This is a genomic window from Sphingobacterium sp. UBA2610, from assembly GCF_002339225.1.
GTDB classification, from domain to species: Bacteria; Bacteroidota; Bacteroidia; order Sphingobacteriales; family Sphingobacteriaceae; genus Sphingobacterium; species Sphingobacterium multivorum.
This window is the reverse complement of the sequence record NZ_DDKA01000026.1, coordinates 1-25,511: the sequence shown is the minus strand read 5'-3', so window position 1 is coordinate 25,511 and position 25,511 is coordinate 1. Positions and strand designations below refer to the sequence as shown.

Genomic DNA, 25,511 nt, shown 5'->3' with positions numbered 1-25,511 from the left:
AAAGCATTGCTTTTCCCTTTATATTTTAAAATTCTCAGCGAATCAATTAGTTAGCTACATCTTGATTCAAAGATTGTTTGTAAATCGCTTTTTTCACTTGAATGCGACGAGTTACAGATCTCTTTTCGTAAGCTTGACGTGAACGCAACTCTCTTAAAACTCCAGTTTTTTCGAATTTCTTTTTGAAACGTTTCAATGCTCTATCTAAAGATTCTCCTTCTTTTACATTTACGATAATCATGCGTTATATATACCTCCTTTCGCCGCTTTTAAATTTAAAGTGGGACAAAGGTAAGCTATTTATTTTTAAAAAGGAAAACAAAATTATTTTTTATAGCAATTCGAATTCTTCCAACAAAATTCTTAGCGGTTTCTCCTTCGTACACAATGCCGTATGCCAACCCAATTGTTTTGCTGTCGCTAGATGTTGAGGGCTGTCATCAATAAATAAAGTCTCCGCCGGATCCAATTGTTGCTCTTGCATAACCAATTCAAAAATCTCCGCATCAGGTTTGCGCATCCCTACCAAATGAGAGTAATAGGTCTTTTCAAAAAAACCTTCATTGTCGGCAACACCATATTTCTCATGAATATCATTCATACAATAGGCATAATGAATTGCATTGTTGTTACTTAACAAAAAGGTACGGTATCGATCTTTCAACTGGACTAAAATCTCATGATTTCCCTGTGGTACACCGATCAGTAAACTGTTCCAGGCCGTATCAATCTGTGCGTCCGTCAGTGCTGGGTTTTGGGTTAATTCTCTTATCCCTTCACGAAATTGCGTCGAATCAATTTTTCCTTTATCAAAATTATCAAAAAGTGCACTTTGACCATGATGTCCAAATACGGCATCAACATTTTCTATACCTAACTGAGTAAAAGCATCTTTCAATTTTACAAAGTCGATCATAAAGATCACATTCCCATAATCAAGAACAATATTTTTAATTTTTTCCATCGAATTATTTTGAAATATCAATACAAATATCGATAATTGCATCGTCAAAACGGCACAACAGCTGTTTAAATTGACAAAACAAAAGACCTGCTCCTATAGCTCAGTCGGTTAGAGTAGAAGACTCATAATCTTTTGGTCCCTGGTTCGAGCCCAGGTGGGAGCACAGAACAAAAAAGTCGCTTTTCTATATAGAAAAGCGACTTTTTTCGTTTCTACGCATCGTTTTCCGACGATGTAAAGGTCTAGGAGAATCACACCATTTCAGCCTGTTTTGCATAGTTTTTTATTGAACTTCACGTAAAAAGATATCTAACGGGATTTTTCACCTGCTAAAGAAAAAACTATAGCAACCGTCAGCGCAAAAGTTTATGAACACCACAAGAAATCAGATGGTACCTACGATGTGGAAATAATACCTTTTCTGTAAAGTTTACACTATATTAGCACCTTAGATATTCGATCAATTCAAACCTATTTCCGAATGGATCTCGAAAAAAAAATCGTTCTCGACCATCTATCTTGGACGAGTATTTTACGATTATATTCTGATTCTTCAAAAATAATTTAGCATGGGATAAGTCGAAAACTTCAAACGCAGGATGTATATCAGAATTTGTTTGATGGTACTTTTCTTCACGAATATGAAGCTGGATATCTCCGATTTCAAACCAAATAGCCCCCCTGGGATGATTACCAAGGATTTGATTCAAACGCAATATCTCAGCATAAAACCTTTGCGCTGAAGCTAGCCCGCCTAAAGGAACACTTATGAGTATATGCTCTACACGTTTAAATTTGATCATTAGTGTATTTTTAAAACATTGGCCAACGCTGAATGCATAACAGAAGGCTCGACGTCCATATCCATCCAATATTTAATTGCTATTCTGCCTTGATTAACGAGCATACTAAGACCATTTAAAACGCTACATCCCTTTTCTCGAGCGGTTCTTATAAAATGAGTATCTGGGGGATTGGGTATAACATCTGCGATAATCATCTCCTTTCCGATAAGATCAAATTCAATATCGAGTTTTTGATCCACATTGGGAAACAGCCCTACACTAGTTGCATTGATCAAAATATTCGTTGATAATTTTATCTTATACCTTCCTTCCCAACAGTTAAATAACGCGTTAGTTTTAGTATTACTATTTATCAGATCGGCAAGTTCTTCACCTTTAGATTTGTCCCTATTTACAATAATAATTGTATGGGCTCCCGCTAACGCCAATTCAACTGCAATTGCGCGAGCAGCGCCTCCAGCACCAAATATTGTAATACACTTGTCCTTAGGATCTTCAATAATTTCTAGCGCTTTTAAAAATCCTTTTCCATCTGTATTCTCACCTATCCAAAGGTTCCCCCTTCTAACTACAGTATTAACCGCACCTATCAATCGTGCAGAGCCTCCTAATTCATCAAGATATGGAACGACCGCTATTTTGTGTGGAATAGAACAATTGAAACCAATCCATCCCATGGCTTTTGCTCCTTTGATAGCATCTGCCAGATGCATAGGCTCAACCTCGCAATTCAGATAACGAGCGTTGATACTGTGATATCTATAAGCTGCTTCAATCATCATTACAGTTGGATCTCAGAAGCTGGTTTGGCAAAAGAGCCCGTAATAAAAGGCAAAAAATCAATGTTATCTTGCATAAATGTGAAATAAAGTAATTGATACAAAATGATAAATCTTCTATTACAAAGATTGCATATTACCGGCGCCACGCCCAGGTATATTTAAAGGTATTTTTTGTATTTTTATCGTAAGCACTTTTAAAATGAAGAAAATACAGTTTGATCAACTCGTTATTCATGATTATGAAGAAAAGACTTTTCATTTACCCCTTCATAGCCATACTTATTATGAACTGGTTTATATCCACAAAGGTAGTGGCATTCATTTACTGAACAATAATAGGTTTCAATATGGGGAAGGAGATCTGTTTATAATAAGTCCAGAAGACGAACATTATTTTGAGATAAACAAAAGTACTCACTTCACATTTATAAAGTTCACAGACGCATATCTGTCAGAACACTCACAGCATACAGTAGATAATTTCAATTTATATGAACCTGTCCGAATAATGAAGAATAAGTTATTAAAGGAAGTGAAATTAAAAATAGATGAACCTCCCAATGCTATACTTCGAAATATTATTGAGAATATAGTATTGTACAAATTTTCGAAGGATATCTCTCGTTCAGCGCTCATATTTTATCAGATACGATCTATCTTAGTCTTAATTAGCGAAGCTGCTGCTAAACTTCATATAAGAATTGACAATGGTCAGCCCGGTAAAGAAGAGCTCATTTCCTTCATACATCAACATATCTACCAACCGTCAATTATTCAGATTAAAAACATCGCCGCTCACTTCTCTATTGCAAATAGTTATTTCAGTGATTATTTCAAAAAAAAGTTTGGTATAAGTTATCGAAATTATGTCAACGAATACCGCATAAACTTAATTCAAACTCGATTAACTGTTCCGACCGTTTCACTATCGCAGATCGTATATGAATTTGGTTTTACCGATGAAAGCCATTTAAACAAATTTTTTAAAAACCATATAGGTCTGACCCCAAAAGTATATAGAAATTTACACCTTGAAAATACAGTTTAAGCATCTATAATAACCTTTAACTGTCAAAAAAATCATCGAAAAAACACTTTTAAGATATATTTCCATGATTTCATATCGAAAAATAGTCGGTAATTAATTATAAAAGAATTTATCGTATTCCTCTAAAGTCTGATCAACAGATATTTTTAAAAATTTACATTTTATTCATTAAAACTTAACCTAAAACAAATACTCAAACGGACAAAAAAAACTATTTTTAGAGAAGAAAAATCTACAATGCATTACATAAAACCTTTATTGAGCTCTATCTCAAGTCTCCTGCTATTCTATTCTTTACAAGCTCAAGAAAACATTAAATATATCCCTGCCTCTGAACTTCAAATCATTGGCAAAGCAAAGAAATCTTCACCAATTTATGAACGTATACCCAATGACGAAAAAATTGATCTACCAAGCGCTGTCCAAAAGTTAGCAAAAAATAGTGCTGGAATCGCATTCTTATTTGAAACTGATTCCCGGTTCATTGCAGCAAAATGGCAGCTTGAATCGGCTAGATATGCTGCAAATATGACTCCTATTGGTCATAGTGGTTTAGATTTATATTGTCTAAAAGATGGGAAATGGCAATTCGTAAATGTAGGCAAACCACTGAAAGATAGCACAAATAATGAGCATATATTAATCAACAATATGGATAACAGTCTCAAACAATTTATGCTTTACTTACCTCTTTACAATACCACGACATCGATAGCTGTAGGAGTATCTACTCATGCGCATATTGCAATCCCAAGATCTCCAAAAATAGATCCAAACAAACGGATTGTTATCTATGGTTCAAGTATAGTGCAAGGGGCTTCTGCAAGTCGTCCGGGTATGGCATACCCTGCCATTTTACAGCGAGAACTAGGAGTTGATGTCATCAATCTCGGATTCAGTGGAAGTGCAAAAATGGAGAAAGAGGTGGGCGAATATGTAGCGTCAGTACCGGCAGATTGTTATGTACTAGATTGTATCCCAAATCCAAGCCCACAAGAAATTGAAGAACGGATTATACCTTTTATCAAACAGGTTAGGATAAAAAATCCCTCAACTCCGATTATACTGGTGGAAACTGTATCTCGAGAAAACGGAAATTTTGACCTAGTTCTTGGAAAGCGTGTGAAACAACAAAACGACAACGCAAAAAAAGGATATGATAAGCTAGTAAAAGACGGTGTCAAGAAAATTTATTATATTTCCTCGGACGAGTTGATCGGAACAGACCACGAAGCGACTACCGATGGTGTCCACCTTAGTGATTTAGGTTTTAAAAGAATTGCTAACACTATCCAAAAAGCTATTTTAAAAGCATTGAAGTAAAGTCAAAATGCAAAAATAAGTGAAACCCAAACAAGCTTCACTCATTTTTGCATCCACATAGATCTGTTATAAAATGTCTTTACAATTAGTGCTTTCCGATTTTTTTTAAATAATCAATCAAAAATATAGGTCTATCGGTTTGAATAATACGTGCATGCAATTGATTGATTAAATAACCATAGATTGCATCCGGATTAGCTAATGCTGAATCATCATCATTCCCTCCTGACAATGTGTCCCAAAGTGTGTTGTACCAAATCAAACTTTTATTTTCTAAAAGCTTCGGCAAGGTAGTAACCTTTGTGTTTTTTTTATCAGAAAACACGAATTCAATCGCCACCGGATTTATTTCTGTTAAAAATTGAGCGACACTCGTTAAGGCATTTGGCTTATCTAGATCAACGATGGGCATATATAATATATCCGTCAAGTATGAACCATATTTTTCTTTTACTTCAGTAGCTGATCGATTTCCCTTCATAATTATTTGATGCGACATTCCTGTTTTTTTTAGTAATTCATATATTTCATCAAAATAATCGTCAGCTTTATCTAAGTTGAGTAAAACCTTACCCTTTGACACAATCAAAGCTTCTTCTAATGTCGGCACTTTTTCTTTGGTCCGAATAGCGGCTCCGTTCTTCAGATACATAGTCTGAATAGTATTAAATTCAGTATCTTTTACCAGACCACTGCCAGTTGTAGTGCGATCTAAAGTTTTGTCATGCATCAGAATTAACACGCCGTCTTTTGTCCGCTGTACATCCAACTCTACAATATCCGCTCCCATTTGAATGGCACTCTTTATAGCAGAAATAGAATTTTCGGGATAATTTCGCCAATCACCTCGGTGCGTCACTACAAAAACATGATCAGAATTTCGCTCCAATAGCGCCCGACGTATTACACGAGCTCTATCTACTGTGTTTTGTGCTTGAACGAGTCCATTTAACAATAAAACTAATAGTAGTAATATATTTTTCACTTTTCCCATTTTAGTAACTTTTAAATTTGAACAATCTTAAAAACCTGAGCTATCTTCCCATCCTGGATTTTGTACCAGACGTCCACCTGAGAGCACCCGTTCACTTGTGGGAATCGGCCAAAGATAATCGCGATTATCATTCCAAGTAATTTTAACTGTGGGATAGGCTATAACATATCCGTTTGTTCCCTGGGATAAAATGATGTCTACTCCAATTTCTTTGCTGACTCCATTAGCTATTGATTCTTTGACACCTGTCCATAAGACAAGATCATCCACACCATCATTATCCATATCATAACGGCCGGGGCCTGGGAAATAACAGCCATAATAAGGCATGGCCAACTGCTGCCCCTCGTGCCAGCGGATAATATCCCACTGCCTGAATCCTTCCATAACAAGTTCCACCGTTCGTTCTCGCCTTATTTCTAAAATTACACCTTTCATATTGTCTTTTGATACCTGCGGATAGTAAGTTAATAGGAGTTCATCGGGATACTGATTAGCCCAGTTTAATTGGAGTGATGCCATTTCCGCACGTTCCCGTATTTTATTGATTGACTTATCTAGATCTCCTTGTGTCAGTGTTCCCAATTCAGCTTTTGCTTCTGCAAAATTGAGATAAACTTCAGCAGCTCTAAATAATGGGAAATCACTAACTCCCTTTGAGGCGCCACTAAAAGCCGATGAAGAAACAAACTTGATGGGCTGATATCCCGTCGCAGAACTTAATTGATTTTTAGTAACCTGCGTGCTACCAATCTGTTTATAGCCTGGATGAAGGATGGTCTGAGCCATCCGTGGATCACGATTGCCGAATTCATTACTATAAGTTAATTGTTGCCATCCTTGCTGCTCCGTAAAACGGGTACCATCTTTCATGAGATAATGATTCATAAAACGTTTTGTCATCCCCTGCTTACTATTGATAATATTAAACTGTATACCATGCATAAGGTTAACGGTTGAACTATATATCCTTGCCAAAATTACCTCTTGCGCAATCGCATCATCACTTACAAACAACTCTCTATAACTCATACCTGATGTAGCCTTATAAAGCGTGTAACCGCTATTGGTTATAAATTCATCGCCTGCTTGAACTGCCTGCAACAAATATTTATCAGCTTCAGCAATACCCCGATATTTTCTATACGTACCCTCAAACAAAGCAGCTCTAGTTTTCAATGCCAAAGCTGTCCAACGGGTCACAGTTGATACCGATTTGGCAATTGGTAACATACCAATGGCTCTATCTAAATCTGCCATAACTGAATCCATGACAAGCGTCCTGTTATCTCTCAATTTAAAGAGTAGCTCATCGTCAGAAGACGACAGCACTTGATCATACCAGGGTACATCACCAAAACGCCTAACTTTATTGAAGTAGAAGTAAGCCCGCATAAAATATGCTACACCATCATACTGCTTTCTTGCTTCCAAATCAGCACAATTGGACGAATTTTGTAAATAGTAATTAATACTCCGCAAAAGTGACCAGTTCCAACCAGTTTCACTTGCAGCATCACGTTGTCCTAAAATCAAAGCTCCCAAAGAATTATCAACATGATCGTCAGCATTTTGACCTGCCAGCTCATCCGCTTCATCCAATTGACCGTAAAACTGATTCGTCCACAATCGCAGCTCTTCCCGACTCGAAAAGTAATTATTTGGACTCAACGTATCCTCTGGCATTAGTGTAAGCTGATCTTTACAGCCCATTAGCAATAGGACAGCAAACACGAAAATTACCCTTTTAGTTATAGTTATAGTTATCATAGCTTTTTATTTAAAGAATTAGAAAACGATATTCAAACCGAAAATCATCGTTTTCGAAAAATTATAGCCTACACCACTGTTTGCATCATAGGTAGAAGAAGTTACCGTCAATTCCGGATCTACTGTTTTACTATATTTTTTCAACTTGGACCAATAATATAAATTTTCCCCTGAAGCGTATACCCGAATATTTGTGGATGATTTTTCCTTCCATTTGAATGTATAGCCTATTGTGAGATTTTTTAGACGTAAATAGCCTACGTCCTGCAAATAACGGTCATTTACTTCTCCTAATGCCCCTGAAGAATAAGAAGCATACCCCCTCGGCTTGGGAAAATATCCTTCTGGATTTTCTTCAGACCACGTATTATTCATAAAATCCCTGTGAATAAACGATAGTGAAGGAAAGGAATATGGACCCCAAAAATCATAGGCATATTCGGTGGGATACCAGTTCCGCTTTCCGACACCCTGCAGGAAAATAGACACATCAAATCCGTTCCAATCCGCACCAAATCGTAACGAATAATTGTAACGCGGTTGCGTACTGCCGATAATTTGTTTATCTCCAGGATCTCCAACTGTCCCAGAGCCTTGATTGATAATGCCATCACCATTAAGATCGATAAATTCCACATCGCCAGCGCGGAGGTAATTCTCCTTTTTACTCGTATAAACTCTGTTGTTAACTGCTTTATCATTCAGCCTCGCTTGATAGGCTGCAGCATCTTCATCAGTTGCAAACAATCCCTTTACACGATAGCCCCATATTTCACCGAATTGTCTTCCGACGTAATACTCACTAATCAGTTTGTCCGGATTATTATATTTAGTAATGGTTGTTTTATAGTCACCCAAGGTTGCCGTTACATGATATCGTAAAGGATGATCCAGTTTAATTTGGTCTTGCCAGCTCAATTTAAGTTCCCATCCTTTTGTTCTTAAATCAGCAACATTTCCTTTTGGGGTATTCGCTCCATAGACAGCAGGTAGAGTGAGCGATTGAGCCAGCATATTCTTTGTATCTCGGATAAAATAATCACCTGAAAATGAAAGCTTACTATTCAAAAACAAAAAGTCGGCTCCAAGATTGGATGTATTGACAGTCTCCCAAGTTAAAGACGATGAGATAGGATCCGAAACATTCGCATAGTTGGCCTTCGTTGTCCCATCAAAGGTATAATTCATACTATTAGAGGTTTTAATCTCCTCGATGTAAGCATAATTGCCAACTTGCTGATTCCCCAAACTACCGTACGAAATTCGTAACTTACTTGAATTCCAAATCTGTTTCAAAGGTTGCCAGAAACTTTCGTCGCTCATCAGCCAACCAGCAGATACCGATGGAAAAAATCCCCATCGTTGATTGGGTTCAAATCGTGATGTCGCATCCCAGCGACCGGTCATTTCCAAAAGATATTTTCCCGCGTAACTATAATTTGCACGACTAAAAATACCTAAAGTTCGAAAAGCAGCTATCGCTTGACCGACCGTTGCCTCTCCTGTAGCTAAAGAGAAAGAGCTTAGAGATTCGCTCAGAAGATCATTTTTCCGTGCAGAGAGATTTGTCTCCCGGTAATTTTCATATTGAATACCGCTCATCGCTGTAAGATGATGCTTTGCCCCCCAATCGCGGTCATAAGTCGCATACACATTTAAGTTGTGATCCTGAACCTGATAATGGTTTTCTTGATAGTAATTAGAAATTGTTCCTGACGTAAAATTCAGCAATACTCCTTCTTCACGGGAATAATCAAAAGGTAAATTGCGGTACTTATACAATCTTTTCCTATTTCCATATGCATGATGTGCAGTCAACACCAACCCCTTGGTGATTTCAGCATCCAGCCTATTCGACAACACTGTATACGTGTTACCCCGGGAGTTCCGTGCTTTATTTGCTGTTAAAAAGCCACCATGTCCAGCTCCTATCGGCGAATTAGCATTCAATTGATTGGGATACTGCATAATGGAGCCATCCGGATTCAAAGGTACAAATGAAGATAAAATATTGCTTTGTAAAGCTCTGATGGTAAATTGTTCATCATAATATCCTGCATACTTATAATTGGACGAAGTGAAATTCAATGTTCCAGTATACTTCAGCCACGGTTTGATTTGTGCATCAAGTTTTGAAAACATCGAGTAACTTTGAAAGCGGTCCTCGTAAATATTAAAAATTCCATCTTGCGACCATAGTCTACCGCTTACATGATATTTGATCTTTTCATTCCCCCCATTAGCTGTCAGATTATGCTCTTGCATTGGCCTGGTTTTTCGATAGAAATGGTTATACCAGTCGGTATTGCCGTAATAAGCATACTTTCCGTCATCTCGCACATAGGTCCATGGTCGGTCCGGATTCTCAACCTTATCATTTTTTCGTTCTTCCAGCATTTTCATTTCATCTTCTGTATAGATTGCCATATCTGTCCCCTGATAGATGTTATAAAATTTATTCACAATGGATACATGATCATAGCCCGTATTGATAAAGTCTGTCGATGTCGTATTTTGTAAAAAACCTTTGCGCCCACTATATGTAATTACTCCATTACCACCTCGATCGCGCCCTTGTTTAGTTGTTATCAAAATAACACCAGAAGAAGCTTTGGCGCCATAAATCGCGGCTGAAGATGCGTCTTTCAAAATCGACACACTCTCAATATCATTTGGGTTGATCTGACTTAGGCTGACCTCAATACCATCTGCTAAAACCAGAGGCGTACCGCCATTGATTGAAGGTGTACCTCTGACATTGATTCCATAGCCACCATCCATTGCCCCCGTGCCAAACGTAATATTTAATGCAGGATCCATTCCCTGTAGAGCTTGTGCTGTTCCCGAAACGATCCTATTTTCAATATCCTTTGCTTGGACGACAGACACTGCTCCCGTTAGGTTTTTCGCTTTTTGCTGTCCATAACCTACTTGAACAATAACTTGCTCTAAAGCCGTTATTTTTTGATTTAGTACAACCCGTAGCCTATTATTGCTACCTATATTAACTTCCTTTTCTTCATAGCCCGTAGAAGAAATAATTAAAATATCATTTTGATGTAACGACAAGAATTCAAATCGGCCATACTCGTCAGCCACCGTGATATCTTCTTTGTTTTTGACACGTATAGTTGCTCCTATTAATGGTTCTTGCTTATGATCTACAATCAATCCTTCCACTTTTAACCCGTTGAAATCATTTTTCTTCTTCTTTGTATCGATGGAAAACACAATTGTTTTGCCTTCGATACTGTATTGCATGTTTTGTGTGTAAGCTATACTATCTAAGGCATGCCTTAGTGAGACTTTTTCCCAATTTATAACTTTTAAACTCTTGTTCTGAACATCTTTTTGTTGATATAGAAAGAAGCAGTTACTCTGCTTTTCTATTTCCAATAGTACCCGATCTAAAGCAACATTTTGAGCTTTATAGGTAATTTGTTGACCATTTACTGCCGCGACTCCAAGCAGCAAACAGCAGGTAGAAAGAAATGATTTAATATTCATTTTACAATGTTGTCATATAAAAAATATAGTAAAGTCGTGGATATGACATGGGCGTCCCCATATCCTGCCAACTACTCTTTGGGGATATTCATTATTGTTGAGAAAATTTTTAGTGGTTAAATATCGAGTATCAAGGTATGCCCTTGTAGCTTGCAATCAATATTACTTGTCCGAAACATCCGTATAACTTGGTCCAATGATGCTTTACGATCTATTTTACCTATCAATTTCAACTCTTTTTTTACAGCCTCACTCATAACAATATGAATGTTATACCAACGTTCCAATTGCCTTAGCACAACCATGGAGTTATCTGATCTAAAACTAAAATAACCCAATTTCCAGGCAATTTCATCCTCCACAATGGTAGAATGAACAGACATCTGAAGTCCATTCGATACCAATAGTTGCTGTCCAGGTTTTATAATTTTTGATTGGTTTCCGGCAGCAACCTTTAGACTACCTTCAACAAGAGTGGTTTTCACATTTGGCTCATTAGGATATGCATTGATATTAAAAGATGTACCTAGCACTGTAACCAACTGTTGTTTAACCGCTATTTTAAATGGTTTTTCAGGCATTCTTCTAACGTCAAAGAAAGCCTCACCTTCTAAAATTACCGATCGTTCGTCCCCTTTAAAGCGTGATGGAAACGAGAGCCGTGATCCTGCATTTAACCATACTCGTGTACCATCTGTCAATGTTATTTTATATTGACCCGAAAGCGGTGTTTCTATAACATGATTTAATAGCATGCCACGCTGGTCTCCTCCATTTTCTTGTGTTTCACAAATTAATGAACCATCTTGATCCTTTCGGATATGCAAATCATTTGCTGTAACCTCCGCTCCTACAGCCATGTCATCCAATGTAAGTCTATTTCCATTAGATAGCGTGATAAAAGCGATGTCTCTGCCGGGGAGAATATCTTTGCGAGTATCGGCTAAAGGTGCTGTCTGAAAAATTTGCTTGTCTCTAAAAACCAAAAAATATGGAGAAAAGTAGATAAAGCAAACCAAAATTGCTGCGACCACAGCAATCCAACTGTAACGGAATCTATTTTTTCTAGTGTTGTCATCCCTACGGATAGCATCCCACAAACGATGATCTTCTGACAAAGGTTTTGTGGAGATATCCTGGAATTCTTTAAGGTCTTTTAGAAATAGTTCTTCGTTATCTATACGTTCAATCAGACTTTTGAATAAAGGATCTTTATTCGCCCAATCCTGAAGTGCCTTCTCTCCAGCGGGGGTTAATTCTCCTGTTGCTTTTTTCTCTAGTAAATCCGCTAAATCTTTCACTTCCTTTTTAATCTATTTACTTCTAATACGTAAACAGGTTTACAACCTTACCAAAAAAATTAAATTATCTATGATCTATAAGATATTGTAGCACAATTAGCATCAAAGGATTGTACACAAATGATTTGCGCAGTGAGGAAATAGCTTTTGATTTTTGGACAAAAATTGATTCCGCGGACATATTTGTCTCTCTTATGATTTCCTCCGTGCTCATCCCTTCCAAAATGCTCATTCGGAATACCTTTTGCTGTGCATTAGGAAGCTTTTGAAGCTTTTGTTCTAAATGCATCAACAGATCAGAATAAAGTATTTTGACCAATATTTCCGGCTTTTCATTTGCAAAATCGAAATCTTCTATAGGAAATGTTGCTAGAGACTTAACATTTCTCAACACATCAATACACATGTTTTTTACGGTCACATACAAAAATGATTTTAGGTGACGATCATTATCTATCTTAATACGATGCTTCCATAAACCAAAGAAAGCATCGCTGACAACCTCTTCAGCCGCTTCTACATGAATAAATGTACGTGCAAAATGTAATAATGGTTTCTGGTAGCAATCATATACTTTTTCAAATATTTTTTGATCTCCTTGTCTAAATTTTTCAATATCTATCGTCAGTAGCATACATATGATTAAGTTGAAACAAATTTACTGAAGAATGCACAAAATCTAAAATTAATTTTTTGTTAACAATCTGCAAAACAATTAGTTATAAAAAAAAGAAGGTTATCCATAATTAGAAAACCTTCTTTTTACAACTCGCTTTATTTCACTCTTATATGTAAATAGTTCATACAACTTCGTTCACCATTTGCATCCGAAACTTGGTTAACAACTCGACCTTCTCCAATGCTCTTCGCCCACATCGTTGTAGATCCACCACCATCAAATCTAATTACATCTTTAAGCTGGAGTTTTGCAGCAACCCGATAGGCCTCATAAAAATCCAAACCCCTATCGTTTACTGATCGACCATCCACACAAAATAATATGATCTTTTTACCACTTTCTTTTACTCCAATATTAGTGGTCGGGTTGATAGTCAATGCGTCGGCTTCACTGCTTGGAGCGACATAATTACCATTTTGAACATAATGAAACATACTGGCATTGTGTACTTTGATTTCCTTACTAACGGAGCCTATAAGCAAAGTATTTTTCACATCAATCAAACTGCCTACTTGAAGTAAACTACGCATTCGCTCAGCCTTACTCCCAGTAACTTGCAATACCCAATCTTTCTTTGAACCTACAAATGGGACTGTAATCGCTGCATTTCGACCATCTATTATTTGCACAACTTCCGCAGTCTGGTAACCTACATTTACTTGCAAGCCCTCAGCTTGATTTCTACAGACTAAAAATAAAGCCCGCTCTCCAATTGGATTAGATAATCCAGCATAAGGTTGTTTTACAAAACGGTTAGTATATATATTGGCGTCATAGTTTACTTTACCATTTAACCGAACGATAGTATCATTTACAGAATAGAATTCGAACTCCTCAGCCCCTATCCGCACATTACCTTTAAACTCCCGCTCTCCAAAACTTATCGTACGATCAGTAAAGAATGTAAAACCGGGACGATGGTTAACCAAACGTCTACGTACATCCGGGTTATTAATAAAAACAGGTTCCCCTTCTTCAATATGTACTCCCCTTGGAAACCCGTCATGCGAATTAAAAAAGCCTGTATTTATTCCCGCTACAATGTTCCGTCCTTGCGCCCGTCTGTGAGTAATAGTTTCAGATAGAGTTTCACGTCGGTTTTTTCCATTATTTGCATTCTGATTAGCATTGGGGTTGGGACATATTTCGTTTGCCATTGCTGTTTCAAAAACTACATTTGGATTGTCCAAATCAATCTCAACAGCATAAATATGTTGTCCAAAATTTATAAATGAATATTTTCGATATGATACTCCAGGCGCTAATTGAATACTGTCAATCGTTTCCCATGCGTAATAATCATTATCCCTATTGTTGAGATAATTCAACATAGGATCGAAAGCACCATGACACACTGCATTTTTATAGGTTGCTACAGCAGCCTGCTCTGGAATTTGACTAAACAAACTGTAATTATCCACCCTCCCACCAATGTGGCAATTTTTAACGAATGTATCAGACGAACTCGTTCCGGAATATCCGCAAGCCCACCCTGGACCATGTTTTGCAGAACTTATAGCACGAGCATCTGAAAGGATGATACCACCGTTTGTACAATCATCTACATACCCCCCATTGTGCCCCACAAATCCCCCCACACGACTGCCATTAACTGAAAATACGGAACCCATGTTTGTGCAGGTCTGTACCAAAGTATTGGCTCCCGAACCACCAACAATCCCTCCCATACGTTTTATATTATATCTATCCGCACGGTTTTGAAACTTATTTTCCCAATCATCTATTAGTTTACCATCGTTCATACATTGAACCACTTTGCCTCCGTTTAAAGAGCCTACAATTCCTCCACTACGCCCCGTCCCTACTTTTATTGTTCCCGAATTTTGTGCATTCGAGATAATTGCTTCAGTTCCTTGCACAAATCCCACAATTCCTCCAGAGTGAATTCCACTGTTTACGCCTGTCGCCAAATTGTTTTCAACAGATACGATTACATCTCCTTTATTAATGCAGGAGTAATCTTCACCAAAACGACCAATACTTCCGCCATCAAGCACACCAACCATCCCTCCAATTCGCATCGAAACATTAGCATGATCTGAACCTGCAAATGAAATGTTAACTAAATTCGTACAATCTACAATTCGACCTTTAACATATCCACCAAACGCACCAATAGCAATACCCTGTTTACTTTGTCCATTAACTATAATATCACCTGTCATCGTCAGATTTTTAATGACCCCAGATGTATCAATTCCGTCAAACAAACCGAAAGAAATACCGCCTTGATCTAAATCAATCACACGATCTATATGTTCAAGTCGATGCCCATTTCCGTTAAAGACTAAATTCAGCCCCCCACTTAAACGATATTCAATCTCTTTATTTGCTTGAGTCACATCTGAAGAGACCGAAGCCTTCAGACTATCCCAATCTATATCTTGCATATCGATGTTATTAGCCAGTGACACTTCTCCAATATCATCTTTAAACCTCGATAAATCCTCACCTAAAGATAAGGCATTTAAAAAATCCTCCATTTCTTCAACCGTAGATATCGAACCATTTGCTGAAGTTTCTTCCGTAGTAGGAATAGCCACCTCAGTTGTTATTTTTTTACACTGAGCAAATGGCAGTGCTAACAAAAAAATCCAAATTGAGTGTTTCATTTTTCTTTTATACTTTAGTTTACTATTAGATACGGTAAAAAAAGTAACACCTTACCAAGAAAAATAAAAAAAGAAAATAATTAATTTTGTCTATTTTAGGGTTACAGACCGAGTAGTTTTGGTTACGAATTGCATTCTAGAAATAGTCTTCAACAACATATTTAGGGAATAATAAATATGTTATTGAAGACACATCTGAATAATAAAATAAGTTCATTTCCAGATTATATCTATACAACCACACTTTGATAAAAACAGCCACTAAGTTTCGTAGTTTTTATCGCAAATTTTGTAACTGCATTATTTTAGCATGAGGTTATTCTATTCTGGAGCAAATTAACTGGTCATCGATTTTCAAATCTGTATGGTCAGTATATTTAAATCTCCAAGTAGTAAAAAACGCCAATTTAGTCTACAATCTCTGATCAGATCATGTTTAATTGTTGTCCATGTGACTTATCCAAGGATCATCCCTTCCATAATCGGTTGGTATTTCCGACGATTCAATCTGCAGCGTCCCTCCCTTTCTAAGCTCTTCATGTGTGATCCATAACCTCTTCAAATCCCTTCCATTCAACTTAATCGATTTGATATAACGCGTTTTGTCGCTTCGATTCGGCACCTCAATGGTCAGTGGATTCTCTTTATTTTCCAATCTGATTTGATCAAAAAATGGCACGCTGATATAAAAAACAGGTTCCCCGACCAAAGGTTGTTGCAATCCGATCGCAGATAGCACCCACCAGCTCGACATAGCACCAGCATCGTCGTCCATGGTTCTTACAAAGGCTTTAGGCTCATTTTTATAGATCCGGTCGATATGTGCTCCGATTCCACGGCTGTTGTCATTAAAGTAATATTGTATGATGGTGTCCAATGCAATTCGATGTATCCACTCCTGATAGCGCCAAGGGGTTTTACTCGCATTATATAAGGTCAGCGATTGCATATCCGGTTCATTCGCCCTATTGAAATAATAACCGTCATAAAACTCATCCAGTTGCTGTGTAAAATTTTCTTCACCACCTGCTAGCTTTCTTAATCCCATAACATCAAAAGGTACATTCCAACGATATTGCCTAATTGTTCCCTGATACATATCCCGTGCCGACATACGGTCGACATCTCGTTTGGTCAGATCTTTGAAATCTTTATTCCAAATTGCCTGATATGATTTTGCTCGCTCCAGATAGATTTTGCTGTTCTGCGGAAAAAGCTTGGACATTGCCCACATATCATAACATGCTTCAAGGTACTTGTCCGGTTTCTTAAAATCATAGCGCAGGGTATCATGTATTAACGAATCTTTTATTCCATCAATATCGACCCGATATCCTTTCTTGACCGCATCCAAAAGAACGACAGCGGCATGTTCTGTCCGGACCGAATTTGCTGGTTCATGAGCTCCTGCAAAGTCAAATTTCCCATAACGGTACAGGTCTGCAATCGAGGAGACAACGCCCTGATACATTTCAGTATCTATCAGCTCCAAAAGCGGTAGCTGTGTTTTATAATTGTCCCAAATTGCCCATCCATGATAACGTATTTCTTTGGAACGATGTATTTTCCCGTCTGTTCCCCTAAAATTTCCCTGCTCATCGCTGATAACATAAGGAGATTGTAAACTGCGATAGAGCAAGGAATAGAATAAATCTACCTTATCCGAATCGCCCTTTACCTGCAGTACCGACAGGGCAGTTTTCCAACGATCAGCTGCACGTTTTTTTACCGTTGAAAAATCTAGCTTATCATATTCTGCAAGTGTCTTTTTTGCGTCCTGTTGATCCACAGCCGAAAATGCAATATTGACGTCTGCTATAAGGCTTTCCTCCTTCAGGTCTACCCAGATCTTGTTCCCCTCCTTTCGCCATTCGCTCGCTGTAGGAATTTCCAGCGCATAATAAATGGTATATGTTCCCACATGGCAGGTCGTTTTCGCACGTACTTTACCGAATAGCAGATTACCCTCCTGTGTAAATTCATTGTCAACAAAAGCGCCATTGAAAGCATGCCCCAAATCAATAAAAAAACCTTTCCTACCCACGGGAAAAGTATATTGTTCACGACCAAAATCATTATTCACAGCCACTTCAACTTGAATACCCTCTGCGGTTTTTAAAGCATAATACCCAGGTTGGGCGTGCTCGTCAATTTTATTCAGCGGCTTTGTATCATTTTTTATAAATGGTCTAATAAGGATCAGTCCACCACTGCCCATACAACCTACTCCCTCGAGGCGATTGTGTGTAAAGCCTTTAATTTCCTTGGCAAGATGCTCATAGCCCGTATGCGTCCCCGGATTAGTATAGGGCACAATGCTCAATTGATGGAAAGGAGAAGAAGCCGCTGGTGAAAGCTGGCCGTGGTCGCCGGAAGATCCCAAGAAGACGTTTACACGATCGGTCTGCGCTCCAGCAATTGTAGCATAACAGAGCATCAAAGACAGCAGTAATTTTTTCATATATAGTCTATTATTTTTTATATGTATAAAGGGCGCAAACTGATTTTTCACGATACAAAAAGCTAACCTATACAGTTCTTGGCCATAGCAAACAACTATTTTTTTCAGCGCCTGATGTTTTTTATTTATTAATTCTTCGAGAACTTTTCGAACAATTTGAAAGAGATGATGGTGATTATACCAGTACAGTCCAACGTAAACAAAACTAACGATATAGGAGATAACTTTAGGATATAATGGTTTAAGGCTAGCAAAAGTAAATCCTTCAGGTACTTATAATTCAAGTACCATAATCGTTATAATGATGGCCAAAACGCCATCACTGAATGCTTCTAACCTGCCTTTAGTCATTTTTGAAGATCGGGGTTAATAGCTGATACTGCAGGCCTAAACGGAATACATTTAATCGCGCCACACCAGGATCACCGCCCAACATTCCACTACGGTAGTCTTTTAGGCCCCATGAATAACCGGCAAACATGGTATAACGGTCATAATTTACATTAAACTGTAAACGCGGGCGTAGATCCAAATCGATAACCTTGCCTCTATCACGATCAAAACTTGTTTTATTCCCCTGTTTATCTTCAATGCTACCATTTTCTTTGATGCTCAGCGTTTTGGCAATATCCATACCCAGCTGTATATCCATTGTCATCGGTTCAAAAAAGACACGATAGCCAACAAAAGGATTAAAATTGATAAATTGTTGATTGAGACGGGTCTGACCACGGCTTCCATTCATAAACTCATTGCCTTCCAAATCAATCTTTGTCTGCAATCGTTCATAGGCGCCTTCCAAACCTGATATTAGGTTGTTGGCAAAAACATAACGGTAGTTTAAAGCGCCACCAATATTGATTCCATATTTTTTTCCATAAGGATTATTGGTATAATAGTCCTGTTGTGTAGATCCATTCAACGTACTCTTTGCTTCGGTTCCCGATCCCGTAAAATTGGACACACCGGAGGTGACACCCACACGTAGTTCGTGCGATTGCGAGAAAGCCATAAAATGGGTTATACCAGCAAAAAGTCCGACAAGTAAAAATCTCTTCATCATAACCGAAATATTAAATTAAAATCCTTTAAAAAATTGAGCGAATTTGATTGTTAAAAGTAAGAAAATTTATGTGATTCAACTTACTCCAATCTTTATTTTTTCTGTAACGATAGGGTGCATTCATCAGCGGAAATCCATCAATCTTATCAGCCAATAAAAAAATATCAGGAGACAATATGACTATATTTATTGAACTACATCAATGAAAATGAATCAATTCAGGCTTATTTTTGTTGTATTACAAACAAAAGAATTATCCGTATGAAATATATATTGGAAAACCCTGTCATCGGTCATATTGCCGAGCAGAAATATAAGACCAGCATCCACTGGAGGAATGGTGAATTTATTACGGATGAACCTGAAAAACTTGGCGGCAGAGATCTTGGGCCTGACCCCTACACCCTTCTTATCTCATCGCTTGTATCTTGTACCTTAGCTACTTTACGCATGTACATCGATAAAAAAGGGCTTGATATTCCAGAAATTTCAGTCAGTTCAAATATGTACCTCAAAATTGAAAAAGGACAGGTGGTTACATATTTTGATCGCGAGATAGCTTTTGGACAAATCTTAGCAGAGGATACCCGAGAACGCCTGCAACAAATTGCCGAAGAATGTCCCATTTCAAAAATTTTAAAGGGTAATGCCATTGTCAATACACTCATCAGGACAAATCCTTAAAAAAGAACATCATGAAAATCTTAACCTTTCTCATATTTGGTAAAAATGAAGAAATTCTCCTCACGCTCAAGAGAATCATTGAAAACACGCCCAACTGGAATGCATCGATACAATACGATTTGGATGCCTGTAAAAAACAGCTTATTGACGTCCCTGTAGATGTTTTATTATTGAGTTCGGGACTCTCGCCTCAGGAAGAGCATGAAATAACAGATCACCTTACGCGGCTCACTTATCCGATTGGTCTGATCAAACATTATGGCGGTGGAAGTGGACTTCTAAAAAATGAAGTCTATAGTCTTTTTCCAGACTTACTCTCCGTTTAATAAAGCACAGGATATAGCAATAGCGTCCTAGAAAAACAACCGAAAACCGTTAAAACTCTTTCTTTATTGAACTAGATCAATAGAAATCGACGGCCAATAGGCTAATTTTGGATACTAAATAATAAGATCATGAACAGACAGAACTTTATAAAAAAGGGACTTTTGGGTTCCGGGATATTTGCATCAACAGTGTCTTCAGCTGATATCTTGAAGAATGATATTGACGAGATAGAGCCGCTTGAAACGCTGGATGCCGAAGCTGTAAACTATAATTCAGACAAATTGGAAAACCATAGTGTCCTCCACAAGGCGGCTACACGCGGTCATGCAAATCATGGTTGGTTAGATAGCAATCATACGTTTAGCTTCGCCAATTATCACGACCCCGAACGTATGCACTTTGGTGTATTACGGGTGCTAAATGATGATATAGTGGCTGAAGGAAGAGGTTTTGGCAAACACCCGCACGATAATATGGAAATCATCAGTATTCCTTTGGAAGGTGATTTGCAACACGAAGACAGCATGGGTAACAAAGCCATTATCCGGAAAGGAGATATTCAGGTCATGAGCGCCGGAACAGGCATCATACACAGTGAATATAATAAAAACACCGATCAGGTAGTCAAGTTTCTTCAAATTTGGGTGTACCCTAATCAACGGAATGTGAGCCCCCGATACGATCAAATTACATTGGATATAACTCAAAGACAGAATAAATTCCAGCAAATTCTTTCTCCAAATCGAGAAGACGAGGGTGTATGGATCCATCAGGATGCCTGGTTTTCCATGGGGCATTTTGACAAGGACGTCCAAACAAAATACCGAATCAAAAAGGCAGGAAATGGTGTATATGTTTTTGTAATAAAAGGTAGTGTTACTGTCGAAGGAAAAGAATTAGAAAGCAGAGATGGCTTTGGAATATGGGATGTCGCTGAAATTAACCTCAAAGTAACCTCAGCAGATACTGAAATCCTGCTGATGGATCTTAGTATGATATTGGACTAATTAGGTGCATTATTTAGACATCATTTAACAAAAAAAGGGAGCCTATGAGGCTCCCTTTTTTGTTAAGGCTATTTATTTTAGAAAGTAACGGAATTCAGCTTTTTATCAACGAAGATACCATCTATTGCTTTCAGATTGAAATTGACATTACGTTTTGCTTTCAATTTGATCTTAAATAAAACTTCAGATCCATTCAAAGTCTCCTTGTTGCCCAGATTAACAAAAGTAGCATACAGAGCCTTACTTCCATTGGTGTGAAGACGATCGTTGCTATAATTGTTCATCTCCTTTAAATGTACGGACTCAATACCGACATATTCAAAATCACCCTGATTGTAAGGAAGAGCAAAACTAAGTGCATTGACAGCTTTAAGATTCTCTCCACTAACACTGATCTCCACAATATCACCCGATTTTAAGGTCGTTTTTGAAGGAATCAGTTTTAATTTACCACTGACCTTTTCTTCTTTATTTGGTTTTGCACCGCCTTCTATGACAACAGCAACATTGGAAATATCATAAGCGTCAATCAGATTATTTTTATTGACATCACCATTGCTGACATAACCTTCGAAATCTCCATCTCCCAGTCGCAATCCCGTGTAGTTAATATAGGAAGTCAAGTCATTATGATCGATCAATCGGTCATTATTAATATCGCCCGGTAAGTAGCTTGACGAACCTGGCACTTTAAACACATATAATTCTCTTCCTGAACCAAAACCTCCCACAGCTTCAGAAACTGAAATTTTGATAAATCGAGCCACCGGATGGGTTCCAAAATCAAAACGTTTCATTTCGCCATCACGTTTCCAGTCAAAACCACCAGCTTCCGTCCAGGTGTCCTTATCATTGCTATAGAATACTTTTCCTTTTAAAATGATGCCATTTCCGCCATCGGTTCTTGGAAGATACACAAACTTATCCAATTGATTAACGGATTTTAGATCTAAGATCATATCAAACGGAACCGCAGTATGTCCCCATTTTGTATGCCACATATCCCCCTCATCATAATTGAACAATTTATTGATACCATTTCCGCCTTGGTTATCCACAGAAGTCTCTGCTTTGATTCCTTCGATGGCAAATTCCAATGGATTTGCCTTTGTTTTTGCGGCAAATGTACTCCAATCTGAAACACCAGATTTATTGACAGCTCTAATTTTAAACTGGTAATCAGTTTCCGCGGCCAATCCTTCGAATAGCAACTGACTGTCTTTGATGGTCGAATAGATCAGATTATTGAATTCAATTTCATAATAATCAGCATTTGCAACCTTTTCCCAGGTTGGGGTTAAGGTATATGCTTGTGTATGTTGATCTGTGATAACAGCTTTGGGCGAAGTCAAAGCACCGGTCTGAGCCAGATAGTTGTCAACAGGAGCATATTCGAAACCCTCCAATTGTACTTCTATTGCAGTCGATGAGACATCCTGTTTCGCTAGTCGTACCAGCAACTTCGGATTTTTCACCAAAGGTACTTTTTCAAATTCAGATCCCTTGGTTGCAAACTGATTCAGGTTTGGTTGTGCGTCGTAGAAATATACATTTTCAGAAGTATTGAACGCATCTAAGCTGTTCACTTCTTTAAGTTTATTATTTTTTCCATTGACCTTTACGGTCAATTTCTTAGGTGCTTTGGTAACGTTGAAACGAATTTCGGTAGACTTCATTTTTTCAAATCCGTCAAATTCGCCCTGTGTTGGAGCAATCGTAAAAACAACTTTATTATTGTTTAACTGCGAAGTTAGGGATGTAGTTACTCCCTTACCATACCGATAAGCCTCGGTTTTTCCATCATCATCATATTCCAGGAAATTGGAATTCCCATAAGGATACACCTCATAAATACGTTGATCCTTTTTGATTTCCAGCACATTATTATTCGGGTTGGTTACCGGAATAATAGCTCCATTTTTCACAAAAACAGGCAGCTTCCAAATAGGCACATTAAAGTTATTGATGATACGGCCACCCTGGTATTTTTCACCCGTAAAATAATCAATCCATTCACCATCCGGCAGGTAGATACCATTGCGTATATCATTTCCCTTCTCATCCACACGTGTTTCCTGATAAATCGGTGCCACCAGGAAATTTGGACCATAGAGGTACTGGTATTGCGTTGCCTTTCCAAGTGTATAAGCATTTGCTTGCTCTAAAAACATCGCGCGAATGATGGGCAGACCATCTACCGCTTGTTTTGCCACACTATAGCTGTAGGGAACCAATTGAGATTTCAATTTCAGATACAGACGATTGATCGAAGTAGCTGGCTCGCCCAAAGCATGAGGGTATTTCTCGTTCGAGCCCCAGCCATCCATATTGAGTTCCATGGGTGTCCAAGTCTTCCATTGAAAATCACGGATATTGACCTTGAAGTTTTTACCACCAAAGATCCCGTCCATGTCAGAGGTAATGTTGGGCTGGCCCGAAAGTCCCGAGCCTATATATGTTGGTATGTGGAATCGAATATACTCCCATACACCTCCAGTTTGGTCACCCGACCAGATACCCGCATAGCGCTGCGTACCTGCCCAACCATCCAATGAAATAATAAATGGACGAGCGTCGTTGCCATAGTAAGGCATGGTATGCCCTACATCAGCTACCCCGTTGAGACCAAAGGAGTATCCTGGGCCCACCCAGGCCACATCCGTCTTTAGGACTCTCACACCTGCATCCCGTACCTCTTTTACTATATCACGTTGCAGTAATGCACTGATGCTGTCTTTGGGATGGAGATCAGACTGTGTCCATAAACCGATTTCCACACCATTCTTACGTGCATAATCGCCGAACTCTTTCAGGTTTTGGATATTTCCATCTAAAGATGCCGTTTGACCATATCCAGCACCGTAACCATCATTGGGAAGAATCCAACCCAAAGGCATGTCATGGGCTTTATAACGGTCTATGACTGCGCGAGCCGAAAATTGATAATTGTTTTTCTCGCCATTCAGCGATTCTTTGATTCCGCCATTGTCCTTTTGGCTTTCTTTATAGCGTTTGCCATCTTCAAAAAGAATTCCCTTTTCATCTTCTTTCCAAAAATCGCGGTTATAAGCATTAAGATGTCCTTCGTACAAACCAAATTTTGGTAGAAGAATTGGGTTACCCGTCAATTGGTAGAAATCGTTGAGCAAAGGCACAATACCGTCACCAACCATAAAAAAGACATCCAGATAATCCGTATCGTGGGCCAATTTGACTGTGCCAGCGGTTTTGGCTCCAAAGGCGTAACTTCCCTTCTTAAAAGTATGCCACATAAAACCATACCCTTTGGTTGACCAGTAATAAGGGGTTGGAGAGGCAACACCGCCATCGGTCCAGCTGTTCTGATTTTCGATAGCAATTACTTTTCCCTTATGTGAAAAACGTCCATTTTGAACGCCACCACCAAAAAAGTACTCATCCGCATTTTCCTTTAATTCAAGGCTTACTTGTTTGTCCTCAAAAACGACCGGCTTTAAGCTTTCAACTACAATCTTATTGGTTTTACGATTAAGGATACTAAACTGTGAAGTCTGTTTATCCATTGAAAAAAGAATATCGTTGGTGGAGATGCTGACCTTATTACCTCCATCCTTTACCTCAAGCCCAGTGACTGTTTTCCGAGGTTGCTCTACCAATATTTTTGCTTCGGGTTCACGGATTATACCGCCATGAACATCCTGGAACATCCTAAAAATATGATTACCGTAGAAATCTAAAGTAAGACGTTGACCATTATCGTATACAATCTCGACTGTTGTCGGATTAATTTTCTGAATCGTGATAATACGGTTTCCGTGATCGCGACCCATTGTATTATAATAATTGATCGTACTTACTTTAGCGTCAACTCGAGAGGGTTGAAAAATAAAAGGAGAAGCCAATCCCATCAGTAAACTGACTTGTGCTTTTGTGCTCCAAAAAGATATCTTCATGCGTATGATTTATAATGCATTAAATTAACATAACAATAATACAATAGTAAATCGAAGTAAAAAAGGAATTATGGAATGCAAACGATTGTCCAATAATAATGTTGCAGGCTAGCGGCGGTTTCGGAACAGCTTCCGATGGAGCAGGCTCACCGACGGTCCTCTGCTGCGATAACCGATAGGCGGAGGATATGCAATGTCTTATACATGGAAATACGGAAGTACTTAAACGA

The 25,511-nt window shown here is 38.3% G+C and carries 17 protein-coding genes, 1 tRNA gene and 1 pseudogene; 6 read left to right on the top strand and 13 right to left on the bottom strand.

Going from position 1 to position 25,511, the window contains the following annotated elements:
• Nucleotides 1-46 precede the first annotated feature (46 nt).
• Nucleotides 47-241 carry a 30S ribosomal protein S21 gene (gene rpsU / locus B4Z47_RS19090; RefSeq protein WP_046672133.1) on the bottom strand — a complete coding sequence of 65 codons (195 nt, stop codon included), beginning with the start codon at nucleotides 239-241 and terminating at the stop codon, nucleotides 47-49.
• 90 nt (nucleotides 242-331) lie between these two features.
• Nucleotides 332-964 carry an HAD family hydrolase gene (locus tag B4Z47_RS19085; protein WP_175441966.1) on the bottom strand — a complete coding sequence of 211 codons (633 nt, stop codon included), beginning with the start codon at nucleotides 962-964 and terminating at the stop codon, nucleotides 332-334.
• Nucleotides 965-1,053: 89 nt separating this feature from the next.
• Here B4Z47_RS19085 and B4Z47_RS19080 point away from each other — a divergent pair.
• Nucleotides 1,054-1,127, top strand: a tRNA-Ile gene (locus B4Z47_RS19080).
• A 639-nt stretch (nucleotides 1,128-1,766) separates the two neighbouring features.
• Here the strand turns inward: B4Z47_RS19080 and aroE are convergent.
• Nucleotides 1,767-2,552, bottom strand: a complete 786-nt coding sequence (gene aroE / locus B4Z47_RS19075) for a shikimate dehydrogenase (RefSeq protein WP_201303573.1) — start codon at nucleotides 2,550-2,552, stop codon at nucleotides 1,767-1,769.
• Nucleotides 2,553-2,751: 199 nt separating this feature from the next.
• Here aroE and B4Z47_RS19070 point away from each other — a divergent pair, with 199 nt between their 5' ends.
• Both B4Z47_RS19070 and B4Z47_RS19065 read left to right on the top strand, forming a co-directional pair.
• Entirely contained in the window at nucleotides 2,752-3,600 is an 849-nt protein-coding gene (locus tag B4Z47_RS19070; protein WP_115047403.1) for a helix-turn-helix domain-containing protein, read from the top strand.
• 237 nt (nucleotides 3,601-3,837) lie between these two features.
• Complete coding sequence (locus tag B4Z47_RS19065; protein ID WP_115047402.1) at nucleotides 3,838-4,923, top strand: SGNH/GDSL hydrolase family protein; 1,086 nt, start codon at nucleotides 3,838-3,840, stop codon at nucleotides 4,921-4,923.
• Nucleotides 4,924-5,008: 85 nt separating this feature from the next.
• Here B4Z47_RS19065 and B4Z47_RS19060 read toward each other — a convergent pair whose 3' ends face one another.
• The 9 genes and pseudogenes from B4Z47_RS19060 to B4Z47_RS19020 all read right to left on the bottom strand — a co-directional run bounded on the left by B4Z47_RS19060 (nucleotide 5,009) and on the right by B4Z47_RS19020 (nucleotide 19,331).
• Nucleotides 5,009-5,917 carry a glycerophosphodiester phosphodiesterase family protein gene (locus B4Z47_RS19060; protein WP_115047401.1) on the bottom strand — a complete coding sequence of 303 codons (909 nt, stop codon included), beginning with the start codon at nucleotides 5,915-5,917 and terminating at the stop codon, nucleotides 5,009-5,011.
• 27 nt (nucleotides 5,918-5,944) lie between these two features.
• The gene (locus B4Z47_RS19055) at nucleotides 5,945-7,687 is read right to left on the bottom strand and encodes a RagB/SusD family nutrient uptake outer membrane protein (RefSeq protein ID WP_201303574.1); all 1,743 of its coding nucleotides are present in this window, start codon (nucleotides 7,685-7,687) and stop codon (nucleotides 5,945-5,947) included.
• Nucleotides 7,688-7,705: 18 nt separating this feature from the next.
• Entirely contained in the window at nucleotides 7,706-11,194 is a 3,489-nt protein-coding gene (locus B4Z47_RS19050) for a SusC/RagA family TonB-linked outer membrane protein (protein WP_115047397.1), read from the bottom strand.
• Between the two features lie 116 nt (nucleotides 11,195-11,310).
• Nucleotides 11,311-12,495, bottom strand: coding sequence for a FecR family protein (locus B4Z47_RS19045; RefSeq protein WP_115047395.1), 1,185 nt, complete (start codon nucleotides 12,493-12,495; stop codon nucleotides 11,311-11,313).
• A gap of 64 nt (nucleotides 12,496-12,559) precedes the next feature.
• Nucleotides 12,560-13,129: a sigma-70 family RNA polymerase sigma factor gene (locus tag B4Z47_RS19040; protein WP_115047393.1), complete on the bottom strand. Its 570-nt coding sequence runs from the start codon at nucleotides 13,127-13,129 to the stop codon at nucleotides 12,560-12,562.
• 140 nt (nucleotides 13,130-13,269) lie between these two features.
• On the bottom strand, nucleotides 13,270-15,807 hold the full coding sequence (locus tag B4Z47_RS19035) for a phosphodiester glycosidase family protein (protein WP_286727729.1): 2,538 nt from the start codon (nucleotides 15,805-15,807) through the stop codon (nucleotides 13,270-13,272).
• A 436-nt stretch (nucleotides 15,808-16,243) separates the two neighbouring features.
• Nucleotides 16,244-18,268 carry a glycoside hydrolase domain-containing protein gene (locus B4Z47_RS19030; protein ID WP_236590881.1) on the bottom strand — a complete coding sequence of 675 codons (2,025 nt, stop codon included), beginning with the start codon at nucleotides 18,266-18,268 and terminating at the stop codon, nucleotides 16,244-16,246.
• Between the two features lie 138 nt (nucleotides 18,269-18,406).
• Nucleotides 18,407-18,619, bottom strand: a pseudogene (locus tag B4Z47_RS19025) (TMEM175 family protein); the annotation flags it as partial.
• Nucleotides 18,612-19,331: an outer membrane beta-barrel protein gene (locus B4Z47_RS19020; protein ID WP_139144934.1), complete on the bottom strand. Its 720-nt coding sequence runs from the start codon at nucleotides 19,329-19,331 to the stop codon at nucleotides 18,612-18,614. The gene B4Z47_RS19020 and the pseudogene B4Z47_RS19025, both read right to left, overlap by 8 nt.
• Before the next feature lie 261 nt (nucleotides 19,332-19,592).
• On the opposite strand from B4Z47_RS19020, the gene B4Z47_RS19015 reads away from it, so the two are divergent.
• The 3 genes from B4Z47_RS19015 to B4Z47_RS19005 all read left to right on the top strand — a co-directional run bounded on the left by B4Z47_RS19015 (nucleotide 19,593) and on the right by B4Z47_RS19005 (nucleotide 21,349).
• Nucleotides 19,593-20,015 carry an OsmC family protein gene (locus tag B4Z47_RS19015; RefSeq protein ID WP_070563780.1) on the top strand — a complete coding sequence of 141 codons (423 nt, stop codon included), beginning with the start codon at nucleotides 19,593-19,595 and terminating at the stop codon, nucleotides 20,013-20,015.
• Between the two features lie 11 nt (nucleotides 20,016-20,026).
• Complete coding sequence (locus B4Z47_RS19010; RefSeq protein WP_070563783.1) at nucleotides 20,027-20,341, top strand: hypothetical protein; 315 nt, start codon at nucleotides 20,027-20,029, stop codon at nucleotides 20,339-20,341.
• 129 nt (nucleotides 20,342-20,470) lie between these two features.
• A complete protein-coding gene (locus B4Z47_RS19005) occupies nucleotides 20,471-21,349 on the top strand; it encodes a pirin family protein (RefSeq protein ID WP_070563786.1) in 879 nt (292 codons plus the stop codon).
• A 77-nt stretch (nucleotides 21,350-21,426) separates the two neighbouring features.
• On the opposite strand, the gene B4Z47_RS19000 is transcribed toward B4Z47_RS19005, so the two are convergent.
• Entirely contained in the window at nucleotides 21,427-25,281 is a 3,855-nt protein-coding gene (locus B4Z47_RS19000) for a TIM-barrel domain-containing protein (RefSeq protein WP_115047389.1), read from the bottom strand.
• Nucleotides 25,282-25,511 lie beyond the last annotated feature (230 nt).

Bases quoted from the DNA above. Each gene is read 5' to 3' on its own strand.
- B4Z47_RS19035 (WP_286727729.1), bottom strand. From the start codon at position 15,807: ATGAAACACTCAATTTGGATTTTTTTGTTAGCACTGCCATTTGCTCAG.
- B4Z47_RS19040 (WP_115047393.1), bottom strand. From the start codon at position 13,129: ATGCTACTGACGATAGATATTGAAAAATTTAGACAAGGAGATCAAAAA.
- B4Z47_RS19055 (WP_201303574.1), bottom strand. From the start codon at position 7,687: ATGATAACTATAACTATAACTAAAAGGGTAATTTTCGTGTTTGCTGTC.
- B4Z47_RS19030 (WP_236590881.1), bottom strand. From the start codon at position 18,268: ATGAAAAAATTACTGCTGTCTTTGATGCTCTGTTATGCTACAATTGCT.
- B4Z47_RS19070 (WP_115047403.1), top strand. From the start codon at position 2,752: ATGAAGAAAATACAGTTTGATCAACTCGTTATTCATGATTATGAAGAA.
- B4Z47_RS19050 (WP_115047397.1), bottom strand. From the start codon at position 11,194: ATGAATATTAAATCATTTCTTTCTACCTGCTGTTTGCTGCTTGGAGTC.
- B4Z47_RS19005 (WP_070563786.1), top strand. From the start codon at position 20,471: ATGAACAGACAGAACTTTATAAAAAAGGGACTTTTGGGTTCCGGGATA.
- rpsU (WP_046672133.1), bottom strand. From the start codon at position 241: ATGATTATCGTAAATGTAAAAGAAGGAGAATCTTTAGATAGAGCATTG.
- B4Z47_RS19010 (WP_070563783.1), top strand. From the start codon at position 20,027: ATGAAAATCTTAACCTTTCTCATATTTGGTAAAAATGAAGAAATTCTC.
- B4Z47_RS19060 (WP_115047401.1), bottom strand. From the start codon at position 5,917: ATGGGAAAAGTGAAAAATATATTACTACTATTAGTTTTATTGTTAAAT.
- B4Z47_RS19065 (WP_115047402.1), top strand. From the start codon at position 3,838: ATGCATTACATAAAACCTTTATTGAGCTCTATCTCAAGTCTCCTGCTA.
- B4Z47_RS19015 (WP_070563780.1), top strand. From the start codon at position 19,593: ATGAAATATATATTGGAAAACCCTGTCATCGGTCATATTGCCGAGCAG.
- B4Z47_RS19085 (WP_175441966.1), bottom strand. From the start codon at position 964: ATGGAAAAAATTAAAAATATTGTTCTTGATTATGGGAATGTGATCTTT.
- B4Z47_RS19000 (WP_115047389.1), bottom strand. From the start codon at position 25,281: ATGAAGATATCTTTTTGGAGCACAAAAGCACAAGTCAGTTTACTGATG.
- B4Z47_RS19020 (WP_139144934.1), bottom strand. From the start codon at position 19,331: ATGATGAAGAGATTTTTACTTGTCGGACTTTTTGCTGGTATAACCCAT.
- aroE (WP_201303573.1), bottom strand. From the start codon at position 2,552: ATGATGATTGAAGCAGCTTATAGATATCACAGTATCAACGCTCGTTAT.